At 69.8% G+C, this 10,727-nt stretch carries 7 protein-coding genes and 2 pseudogenes; 4 read left to right on the top strand and 5 right to left on the bottom strand.

Going from position 1 to position 10,727, the window contains the following annotated elements; translation table 11 throughout:
* Positions 1–362 precede the first annotated feature (362 nt).
* Both ACIQFZ_RS39205 and ACIQFZ_RS39200 read left to right on the top strand, forming a co-directional pair.
* Complete coding sequence (locus ACIQFZ_RS39205) at positions 363–572, top strand: hypothetical protein (RefSeq protein ID WP_402693511.1); 210 nt, start codon at positions 363–365, stop codon at positions 570–572.
* Positions 573–1,355, top strand: a complete 783-nt coding sequence (locus ACIQFZ_RS39200; RefSeq protein ID WP_402693513.1) for an amidohydrolase family protein — start codon at positions 573–575, stop codon at positions 1,353–1,355. It begins immediately after the preceding gene.
* Between the two features lie 247 nt (positions 1,356–1,602).
* On the opposite strand, the gene mdlC is transcribed toward ACIQFZ_RS39200, so the two are convergent.
* The 5 genes and pseudogenes from mdlC to ACIQFZ_RS39175 all read right to left on the bottom strand — a co-directional run bounded on the left by mdlC (position 1,603) and on the right by ACIQFZ_RS39175 (position 7,350).
* Positions 1,603–3,189, bottom strand: coding sequence for a benzoylformate decarboxylase (mdlC, locus tag ACIQFZ_RS39195; RefSeq protein WP_402693510.1), 1,587 nt, complete (start codon positions 3,187–3,189; stop codon positions 1,603–1,605).
* 237 nt (positions 3,190–3,426) lie between these two features.
* Positions 3,427–3,680: pseudogene (locus tag ACIQFZ_RS39190) on the bottom strand (transposase); the annotation flags it as partial.
* Positions 3,657–4,546, bottom strand: a pseudogene (locus ACIQFZ_RS39185) (transposase); the annotation flags it as partial. The pseudogenes ACIQFZ_RS39190 and ACIQFZ_RS39185, both read right to left, overlap by 24 nt.
* 346 nt (positions 4,547–4,892) lie before the next feature.
* Positions 4,893–6,170 carry a cytochrome P450 gene (locus tag ACIQFZ_RS39180; protein ID WP_402693509.1) on the bottom strand — a complete coding sequence of 426 codons (1,278 nt, stop codon included), beginning with the start codon at positions 6,168–6,170 and terminating at the stop codon, positions 4,893–4,895.
* 55 nt (positions 6,171–6,225) lie between these two features.
* Entirely contained in the window at positions 6,226–7,350 is a 1,125-nt protein-coding gene (locus ACIQFZ_RS39175) for an NAD(P)/FAD-dependent oxidoreductase (protein WP_402693508.1), read from the bottom strand.
* Between the two features lie 204 nt (positions 7,351–7,554).
* Here ACIQFZ_RS39175 and ACIQFZ_RS39170 point away from each other — a divergent pair, with 204 nt between their 5' ends.
* Both ACIQFZ_RS39170 and ACIQFZ_RS39165 read left to right on the top strand, forming a co-directional pair.
* The gene (locus ACIQFZ_RS39170; RefSeq protein ID WP_402693507.1) at positions 7,555–8,367 is read left to right on the top strand and encodes a hypothetical protein; all 813 of its coding nucleotides are present in this window, start codon (positions 7,555–7,557) and stop codon (positions 8,365–8,367) included.
* Positions 8,368–8,382: 15 nt separating this feature from the next.
* Entirely contained in the window at positions 8,383–10,692 is a 2,310-nt protein-coding gene (locus tag ACIQFZ_RS39165; protein ID WP_402693506.1) for a bifunctional polysaccharide deacetylase/glycosyltransferase family 2 protein, read from the top strand.
* The last annotated feature ends 35 nt before the right edge of the window (positions 10,693–10,727 follow it).

Genomic DNA, 10,727 nt, shown 5'->3' with positions numbered 1-10,727 from the left:
CAATGATCACGAAGCCCGTGCCTGCTCTGCTATGCACCCCAACCGGTCACGGCCCGACCCAGCCGCACGACTCCGGAACTTGACCAAGCCCTGCCTGCTCGGGCCCTGAAGGCCCGACCCACAGCGTCACCAGCTGTGGCTCAGGATCAGGCCGTCACCTTCGCACCGCAGGTGCTGCCCCGGCACCGGGGCGCTCGATGAGATGGTGCTGTGCTTGACGGACCATGCTGAGTGGTAGGCGTGGTCGGGACAGATTGTCTGTGGCGCGTGGGTGCGGCCGCACCTCTGCTGGGTGCTGAGGTCACGGCGCCAGGACGCGGGGACGGGACGGTGCTCGGCGTGCGTGCGGAAAGCGGGTTGGTGTGGACGACAAGATCGCACTGGAAGAGCACTTGAACACGGAGCTGAACAACAGTCTGTGGGACGAGGGCGGTGAGGCCGCACGCAACGGCCCCAGGTACATGGCTGACGTCGAGGCGAAACTCATGGACGTCGAGGAACGCATCCGGCTGATGGACGAGCACGGAATCAGGCTCACAATCGTGTCGCTGACGGCCCCCGGCATCCAGTAGATCCTGGACAAAGACCGGGCCACCGAGGTGGCCCGGGAGACCAACGACACCATCCGGCGTAGCTTCGTCGACGCCCATCCGTCCCGGTTGGCGTTCTTCGCCTCCGTCGCCCTCCAGGATCCGGAGGCCGCCGCCGAGGAACTGGAGCGAGCGGTGCGGGACCTCGGTGCCAAGGGCGCCCTGATCAACGGCTACACCAACATCGGAGACGCCGACACCGCCCGGTACCTGGATGAGCCGGCGAACTTGCCCTTCTGGGACAAGGTCGCCCAGCTCGGTGTCCCGGTGTACCTGCATCCGCGCGAGCCGCTGCCCGCGGTGCAGCGCCCGTACCAGGGATACGAATCCCTGGTGGGTTCGGCCTGGGGGTTCGGGCACGAGACCGCAACGCACGCGGTGCGGCTCATGCTGTCCGGGCTCTTCGACACTTACCCGGACATCCAGATCGTGCTGGGCCACCTCGGCGAGGGGCTGCCCTTCCTGCTGCCCCGGCTGGAACACCGGCTGCACAAGCAGCGGGAGGGCGCCGGCCTGGGCGCGGCCAAGCGGCGGGTCAGCGAGTACTTCAGCGAGAACTTCGTGCTGACCACCAGCGGGCATTTCCACACCCGCGCCTTGTACGACACCATCGGCGAAATCGGCAGCGACCGCGTCCTGTTCTCCGTCGACTACCCGTATGAGTCCATGGCCGAGGGCGCGGCCTGGTTCGACAACTCGCTGCTGTGCCACAACGACCGGATCAAGATCGGCAGAACCAACGCAGAGCGGATCTTTGGCCTCTGACCCATCGACCTCATCATGCAGCTGATGCGTGAGGGCGACACATTGAAGGTCACCCGGCTCGCCCGGCTCCCCGCTTCAGTACGACCAAATCAACTTCCTGGGCCGGTACGCCTTCACCCGGCCACCGACGCCGGGCGGGCAGCAGCTGCGCGACCCGGGCGGGTAGCGACGACGGAACGGACGGCGGCGATGACGGGTGGTCGGGGCCCGTGGTCTTGATCCCGCGCCGGCTGTGGGGCGCGGTGCGTCAGGTGTACAGGGCTGTTGTGCGCGGGTCGATGGGGATGTCGATGACGGTGGTGGTCTGCGTCGCGAGAGCTGTGCGGGCGGCTTCGACCACGCTGTCGGGCCCTTCGGCGCGCAGGCCGGTGCAGCCGTATCCCTGGGCGTGGTGGGTGATGTCGATGCCGGGGAGGTCGTAGGAGGGCGGGTGGTGGGCGCCGAAGGTGAGGGAGAGGTCTTTCATCGCGGCGTATTCGCCGTTGTTGAGCACGATGACGATAAGCCGCAGGCCCAGCTGGGCGGCTGTCCAGAGGGCTTGGATCGAGTACTGGGCGGAGCCGTCGCCGAGGAGGCAGACCACGGGGCGGGAGGGGTCGGCCAGGGCGATGCCGACGGAGGCGGGTAGCCCCCAGCCCAGACCACCGCTGGCCGCGTTGTAATAGTCGCCGCCCTGCCGTACGGGCATGTGCCGCCACCGCACTTCCCGGAAGGTCGGCGCCTCTTCGACGATCACGGTGTCCGGCGGTAGAACACCTCCGAGCAGGCGCAGGACGTACTCGCCGCGCATCGGTGCGGTCAGCTCGGGGGCGGGCCGGGGCACTGGTTCGGGCAGCGGGCCGTCGGGGTGCTCGGGCAGCTGGCCGAGCAGTCCGGCGATCCCCTCACGCAGGCTGGTGCGGATGCCGGTGCCCGTGTCGGCCCGGGCGAGGACCGCGGGGTCTTCGCTGAGCTGGAACAGCTCCGTGCCCTGCGGCACGCACGGGCCGTCACTGGGCACGTGGTAGACGAACACCGGAGCGCCGAGCACCACCACCAGGTCGGCGTCCTTCAGTGCTTCGCGGATGAGTTTCCGGGTGGGCTGGAGCTGTCCGCGGAAGCAGGGGTGCTCTTCGGGGAAGCTCGTCCGGTTGATGTGCGGGCTCACCCACACGGCCGCACCGGTGCGCTCGGCCAGCTCGATGGCGAGCGCGGTGGCCCCCTCGCGTTCCACCTCCGACCCCACCACCAGCACCGGGGACCGGGCCGTCGACAGCCTCTGCGCCACATCAGCCAGCTCGCCGTCCCCGGCCGCGAACCGGTCGCCGACGGTGCGCAGGGGCACCGCCGGGGCGGGGGTGTCCCAGTCGTCCATGGGCACGGAGAGAAAGACCGGACCGGCCGGCCGCTGGGCGGCCGTGTGCAAGGCCCGCGCGAACGCGAGCGGCACGTCCTGGGCGCGGGCCGGCTCGATGGCCCATTTCACGTACGGTCGCGGGAACACCGTGGACTGCTCCGCGTACAGGTACGGGTCCGTCGGGTGCATCGAGCGCACCTGCTGCCCGGCGAGCACCACCACCGGGCTGCGGTTGCGGAACGCCGTGTACACGCTGCACAGCCCGTTGCCCAGCCCCGCCGCCGAGTGCAGGGTGACCAGCGAGGGTCGGCCCGTGGCCTGCGCATAGCCGTCCGCCATGGCGACCGCCGACGCCTCCTGCAGCGCCATCACCCACCGCACCCGCTCCGGCCAGTCCGCGAAGAACGGCAACTCCGTCGACCCTGGATTGCCGAACACCACCGACGTCCCGGTCGCCGCGAGATACTCCCAGACCCGGTCACGCACCGATTCCGCCATAGGCTCATGATCGCCTTCAGTAGAGCGCCCGGGATCCGCCACACCGCCCCGGGCAGTCACAACGCGTCGAATGAACTACCGTCTCCAGGCTCGGGCAGACGCATGGCTCCGGAGCGTTACATGTTTCTCATAAACGATCCTTTCCTGGAGGAAGGTCGAAAATGGCTGTCGGCGGTGGCCCGGCCATCCGATCCGTTCTCAGAGGGCGTTTAGCGTGGGTGGATTGCCTCTTATTGCCTAGTAAGCCCCTCGCCAGGTTGGTGTGATCTCGTCCGTTATGCGCTTGCGAGGTTGTCGATCGAGGCGATATGGACCATGGCTTCGGAGCTGGCGGCGAGGGTTTCGTAGTCGCGGGCGAGTCGGCGGTGCATCATGATCCAACCGATACTCCGCTCCACCACCCAGCGTCTTTTCACGACGTGAAAACCGCGAACTCCGGGGTTTCTGTCGATGACTTCGACGTCGTTTCCGAGCTGCGCTCCGTGCTCGACACGGTCCTCGGCCCGGGCCCGGGCCCGCAGCCGGTGACGGAGCTCGAGCTCGGCGATCGGCCGGTCGGGGGTGTTGGTCGCGAAGCACGTGATGCATGCCGTCCGCGTCCGTGATCCTCAACTGAGCCCCGGGATGGGGTCGTTCCTTGCGGACGATCAGCCGCGTCCCTTTCGGCCAGTCGTCCAGCAGCTTGCCCGTGAGCTCGGCAACCCAGGCCCCGCCGCGGACCTTGCCGTCTGCCTCGACGGCCGGCGTCCAGGCCGAGGCCGGGATCTTCAGGAGGTGCTGGTGAATGGTGTCGATGATCACCATGCCGACTGAGTAGGACAGCCGTCGGCCTCGCTTCGCGAGCCAGTACACGAAGTCGTGGGTGCCGCCGGCGGAGCCCTCGCCGGTACTTCTTTGGCAGCTGGGCCAGGGCCAGTTGAGCGGTGGTGATGTGGTCGGCGGCCGTGTTCGAGCCCGCGTTCCCCGGTCTGAGGAGGACCGCGACCGGGTCTCCGGTTCCGCCCGGGCCGTGGTCGACGAAGGCCGTCAGGGGGTGATGGCCGTAGGTCTTCTTCCAGGTCGCGGCCGCGTCCTCCTTGTCAGAGTGCGCGATCACGAGGACGCCGTCGAGGTCGACCGTGACCTGTCCATCGGCGTCCGGGGCAGTCTTGCCCGCCAGCGACCAGACCCGGCTGCTGACTTCGGACCGTGCAGTCCGGATGGCCTGCAGGGCTTTCTCGCCGGAGGCGGCGAGGGCGTCGATCAGACGAGAGACCGTCGAGTCGGAGGCAACCGCGCCGAAGACGGCCGGCTCACACCGCAGCATCGCGACGTCCGCGACGCAGTCCCCGCCGAGTGCGACCGCCAGGGCGACGTCCCTGACCGCCTGTCGGACAGCCCGCTTCATGAAAGCCCGAGGCTAAGCCCCGCGCAGCCCACCGGCACCAAGGCGTGACAAAGACCAGCACACCCACCACCGGCCACCGGCCACGAGGAGCAGCGCTGGGCGCGGGTCCCGGGCCGCCAGTGAAGGCCGGCCGCTGGCCAGCCCTGACACGTCCACCAGGCCGCCAGCGCTGCTCTGCAGGAGCGCCCGTCCATCGCCCACCCGCCACTCCTTCAGGACCCCGTCGAGTTCCGAGTCCGTTTGTTCTGCCCGTCACCTGCCGAGATACTCAACGTGCCTGCTGCGACTGTTGGTTGTGTTCGGCACGTGGAGCGATCTATGTGGGGGAGTGCAGCACGGGTGACATAGGTTGTCGTCCCGCCACCGCTGTCGGGACGATGGCGTCGATTTCGACGGGCAGGTGGCGGGGGCCGCGCAGTACCGGGTTGGGCCGGTACGGCGGCGGGTCGGTGACCAGCCGGGGATTGACCAGCCGTTGGGCCAGCGCGGGCAGCGCCACCCGCGCCTCCACCCTGGCTAGCGGGGCGCCGAAGCAGATGTGGATGCCGCCGCCGAAGCCGAGGTGCTGGTTGTCGGTGCGGTCGGGGGCGAAGCGGTCGGGGTCGGCGAAGCGTTTCGGGTCGCGGCTGCCTGCCGCGAGCATCAGGGCCAGGGGCGAGCCGGCGGGGATGGTGGTGCCGGCGATGTCGATGTCGGCCAGCGTGGCGCGGTTGGTCAGCATCTGTACCGGCGGTTCGTAGCGCAGCAGTTCCTCGACGAGCCGGGTGATCAGGCCGGGCTCGCGACGCAGCCGGTCCAGCACGTCCGGGTGGCGCAGCAGGGTCAGCATGCCGTTGGTGATCAGGTTGACGGTCGTCTCATGGCCGGCGACCAGCAGCAGCCCGCAAGTGGACAGCAGGTCGCCGCGTGACATCGGCGCGTGCGGGCCGGTGTCGGTGACCAGCCCGGAGATCAGGTCGTCGCCCGGCTGCCGGGCGTCGGCTTCGGCCAGTCCGTTGAGGTACTCACCCATCTCCGCGAGCACCTGCTGACGCCGGCAAGTCCGCTGTTCGAACGTTCCCGTGGTGGGGTCGATGGTCACGATGAGCGCGTCGGCCCACACGTGGAAGCGCGGCTCGTCTGTGCGCGGGACGCCGAGCACCTTGCAGATCGCTGTCACCGGCAGCAGGTAGGCGAAGCCCTCGACGATGTCGACGCGGTTCTTGCCGACGAGATTGTCGATCAGGCCGTTGGTGATCTCGGTCAGCCAGGGGCGCATGCCCTCGATCCGCCCGGGGGTGCAGGGCGGCCCGAACGGCCGCATCGCCAACTCGCGGAGGCGGTCATGCACGGGCGGGTCGTGGCGGATGAATTCGAATGGAATACCGGGAGGGCCTTCCTCCAGGGGTTTGTCGGCCAGCTCAGGGTGGTTGCGGGGATCGGAACTGACTCGTGGGTCGTGCAGCAGCGCGACGATCTCGTCGTAGGTGCTGACCACATACGTGCCGTCGGCCTGCCGTGCCACCGGCGTCTTGCGCAGCTCGGCATACAGCGGGTAGGGGTTAGCCCGGCTGGCCGGGTCCAGTATCTGGCCAAAAATGCCGGCCTCTGACATGACAACGTCTCCCTCGGACACGCGCGGTGTCGCGGCATGGTGTTCAGCGCCCGGATCAGCGGTCGTGATACACCAGCTCCGCGCGGCGCTCGCTCGGGTCGTGGCCGGTCACCACGACGGTGGCGGGATACACGGGGCGGATCCGCGGATCAGGCAGGCCGACAGGCACCGGGTGCCGGTCATCGGGCTCGTCGACCTCGCGGAAGACGGGCGGGAACGGCTCGGCCGCGTCGATCATCTTCTGATAGGACTCCAGCCACTTGCCCTGGTCGAACCCGACCGCCGCGGTAACCCGCCCCCGGTAGCCGTACACGGCCACGAACCGGCGCGCGGCGACCGAGCCCTGGGCGATGGCGACCTGGTCGGCGTAGGTCGGCACGCCGACCGACTTGATGTTGATACCGAACTGGGCGGACCAGAACACCGGGTTGGGCACGTGCGGCCATCGGTCAGCCGCGGCATTGATCATGTTGTGCGCGGCGACCCCGGCCTGGGTGACCGCGTTGCCCCAGTGCTCGACCGCCAGGAACTGGTAGTCGTATGCCGGGTGCGGGCTGCGCGCGACGTCGCCGGCGACGAACACGTCGTCGGTGACCAGGCCATTGGCGTCGACGGCCCGGCAGCCGGCGTCGCAGGCCACGCCCCATGGGCCGACCGCAAGGCCGGAGCCGAGCAGCCATTCCACGTTGCGGATGGCACCGAGCGCCACCACCGCCACGTCGGTGTCGATCGTGGCGCCGTTGGACAGGTGGGCGTGGCGCAGCCGGCCGTCGCCGTCGCCGTCCATGCCGGTGACGGTGACGCCGCAGCGCAGGTCGACGCCGTGCTCGCGCTGGATGTCGCCGGCCACCGCGCCGATTACCTCGCCCAGCGTGCCGACCAGGGGTGCCGCCCCCCGCTCGGCGACCGTGACCGGCACATCCTGGTCCCGGCAGGCCGAGGCGACCTCGGAGCCGGTGAACCCTGCGCCGATGACCAACACCCGCCGGGGCCTGTCGGCCAGCCGCCGGCGCAGGCCTGCGGCGTCGTCGCGGGTACGCAGCACGAATACCCCGTCCAGTGCGGCCTCGGCCTGGTTCGGCCAGGGCCGGGCGCGGGCCCCGGTGGCGATCAGCAGTCGGTCGTACTCGACGGTGCTGCCGTCGCCGAGGTGTACCTGCTTGCCGGCCAGGTGATCCAAGTTCGGGTGCCCCATTGCGCCGCAGCAATCCGTGTTGCCTGGAGCAGCGGCGGGCCTCATGCCGTCGTCCTGCCGGTTCTGCTGTTGACCGACCCGTCCCTTTCAGTTTCCGTGCTGTGTCGGTCGAGGTGTAACACTTCCGGCCGAAAATGCTCTTACCAAGTGGACGACTGCGTCGGTCGGCCGGGACAGGAGACACGACTCGTGCAGTGGACGGACGAGAGCGGCGGAGCGTACGGCGAGGATCCGTACGGTGGCGTCGGGTACGCGTACGATTACGGCTACGAGTACAGCGGCAGCGCCACCACCGACACGGCGACGAGGTCCTGGGACCCGCAACTCGCGCAATGTAACGCCTATGCGGGGGAGACAGCCTCCTACGCGACCGGGACGCATCTCCACGCCGCCGGACCGGGGCCCGCCACGGCGTGGGACGCTCCCCATGGAGACGTCCTCACCGTGCCGCCTCCAGAACTCGACACGCCCGGCCTTCCCGTACCGGGACCGGACACGCCGGAGAGCGAGTCGGTGCGGCCCGTCTTCGTCGATTCCTCGGGGCGACGCCAGCGCCGCGTGCTGCGCGCCGCACGCCTGTTGGTGATCCCCGCCGGCGGCTACGTCGCTCTGCTGGTCAGCACCGTGCTTGGCGGCCCGAGCCTCAGCGCCCCGTTCGTCCCGCAGACGGGCTCCGCGCACCCGGCCACGCCTCGGGTGACCGCGCCCGACGCCTCCCCCGGAACCGGCCACTCCGCGGGGAGTATGGGCCCTACCGCGGCGCAGAAGAACTCCCGCCCCACGGCGGCGCAAAAGACTTCCGGCTCCACCGACCGGTCGACAGGCTCTGCGGCCGCACCCGCGCCTACCGCGGCGCCCACCGCCATCGCGTCTCCGACCTCGACCCCGACCGCCGCCCCCACCTCCAAGCCCGCCTCCAGGCCCACCGCCTCCAAGCCCGCCTCCAGGCCCACCACCTCCAAGGGCCGCGCGATCGGCTCGTCCCACAAGCCAGTGAAGTGATCCAAGGCCCCTGACGTGACCAACCGCAGACGCCGCAACGCTCCCGCCCGCCGCCACAGCCGTACCCGCCAGGTCACACCCCGCACCCATTGGCTGTTGCTGAGCGTGCTCGTGGTGACCCTGTCGACGGCCCTTCTGCTGCAGGGCTACACCCACCACATGTTCGGCATCACGTCGGACAACGTGACCGGCACCCGGGGCAGCAGTGCCGCAGTGCCTACCCAGGTGACCCACGGCGGCCCCGTCATCGCGGACGCCGCCACCTCTGCGCACACCGCCCAGGTGCAGGCCCGCACCATCGCGTTGACCTTCGACGACGGCCCGGACCCCGTCTGGACACCGCGGATCCTGGACGTGCTGCGCCGCAACCACGTACACGCGACCTTCTTCGTCGTCGGAACCGAGGTCGTCGCCCACCCGGAGCTGATCCGCCGGATCGTCGCCGAGGGTCACCAGATCGGCATCCACACCTTCACCCATCCCGACCTGGCCCACCTCGCCCCATGGCAGCGTTCCCTGGAGCTGCGCGAGACGCAGCTGGCGGTGGCCGGCGCAGCCGGGGTCACCACCGCACTGCTGAGGCCGCCGTTCTCCTCGAAGAACGACGCGCTGGACGACGCCGACTGGTCCGTCCTGAAGCAGGCCGACGCGGCGGGCTATGTCACGGTGCTCACCACTCAGGATGCCGAGGACTGGCAGCGTCCAGGAGTGGACCGCATCCTCGCGAACGCGACACCGCACGGGCACGGCGGGCAGATCATGCTGATGCACGACGGCGGCGGTGACCGCTCCCAGACCGTCGCCGCGTTGAACACCTTGATCCCCAGGCTGAAGGCACAGGGCTTCACGTTCGCGGCGGTGTCCGACGCGGTCGGCATGGCTGGGCCCGTCCAGCCCGCCGGGCTCGTCGACCATTTGCAAGGGCTGGCCCTCATCAAGGTGCTGCAGGGCGGCGACTGGGCCGTGTGGCTGCTGGGCCTGCTGATGTACGCGGCCGGCGCGATCAGTGTGCTGCGCGCGGTGGTCGTGCTGATCGCCGCCCGGCGGCACCGCCGCCTGCGGACCAGACACCGGAGCCGGCTCTGGGGGCCGCCGATGACCGCGCCGGTCAGCGTCATCGTCCCCGCCTACAACGAGAGCGCCGGCATCGAGGCGGCCGTGCGTTCACTGCTCGCCTCGGACCATCCGGTCGAGGTCATCGTGGTGGACGACGGCTCCACCGACGGCACCGCCGACCTGGTGGAGTCTCTCGGTCTGCCGGTACGGGTGATCCGGCAGCAGAACGCGGGAAAGCCCGCCGCGCTCAACACCGGGCTCGCCGCCGCGACCTGGGACCTTGTGGTCATGGTCGACGGTGACACGGTCTTCGAACCCGACACTGTCCGCACGATCGTGCAGCCCTTCGCCGACCCCCGCGTGGGCGCCGTCTCGGGCAACGCCAAGGTCGTCAACCGCGGTGGCCTCCTGGGCCGCTGGCAGCACATCGAGTACGTGGTCGGGTTCAACCTCGACCGCCGCCTGTTCGACCTCGCCGAGTGCATGCCGACCGTCCCCGGCGCGGTCGGCGCGTTCCGCCGCCGGGCGCTGCTGGACCTCGGCGGCGTCAGCGACGTCACCCTCGCCGAGGACACCGACCTCACCATGGCGCTGTGCCGCGCCGGCTGGCGCGTGGTGTACGAGGAGGACGCGAAGGCCTGGACCGAGGCGCCCGCGTCACTGAACGCCCTGTGGCGCCAGCGGTACCGCTGGTGCTACGGCACCCTGCAGGCCATGTGGAAACACCGCGGCGCACTCGTGCAGCGCGGCGCGGCCGGAAAACTGGGCCGCCGGGGCCTGATCTACCTGCTGCTCTTCCAGGTACTGCTGCCGCTGCTCGCACCCGTCGTGGACATCTTCGCCCTCTACGGGCTGATCTTCCTCGACCCGGTCCGCATCATCGGCCTGTGGCTGGCCTTCCTGCTGCTGCAACTGCTCATGGGCCTGTACGCGTTCCGCCTGGACGGGGAACGGCCCGGCCCGCTGTGGAGCCTGCCGCTGCAACAGTTTGTCTACCGGCAACTGATGTACCTGGTCGTGATCCAGTCCGTCTTCACCGCCGTGTCGGGCTCACGACTGCGCTGGCAGCGCATGGAACGGTACGGCAGCCTCAAGGCCCCGGTGGGCACCGAGGCGCCCCGCAACGACCGCTTCCCGCAGGAACCCGGCTTTTCTCAGCCGGCACCGTACGAGGCTCTAGCGCAGCCGGCACCCTACGGCGTGCCGCACCAGGGACCCCACAACGGTCACCAGCAGGCCGCACCGCACGAGACACCGCAGTGGTACTGACCGTGCTCGCGTCGGTGCGGCAACTCGCCCACGCC

It is taken from the genome of Streptomyces sp. NPDC093064 (genome assembly GCF_044754605.1).
Lineage (GTDB): Bacteria > Actinomycetota > Actinomycetes > Streptomycetales > Streptomycetaceae > Streptomyces.
Note: the sequence above shows the minus strand (reverse complement) of the source record. Positions and strands in the feature narration are given on the sequence as shown.

Bases quoted from the DNA above. Each gene is read 5' to 3' on its own strand.
- mdlC (WP_402693510.1), bottom strand. From the start codon at position 3,189: ATGGCGGAATCGGTGCGTGACCGGGTCTGGGAGTATCTCGCGGCGACC.
- ACIQFZ_RS39180 (WP_402693509.1), bottom strand. From the start codon at position 6,170: ATGTCAGAGGCCGGCATTTTTGGCCAGATACTGGACCCGGCCAGCCGG.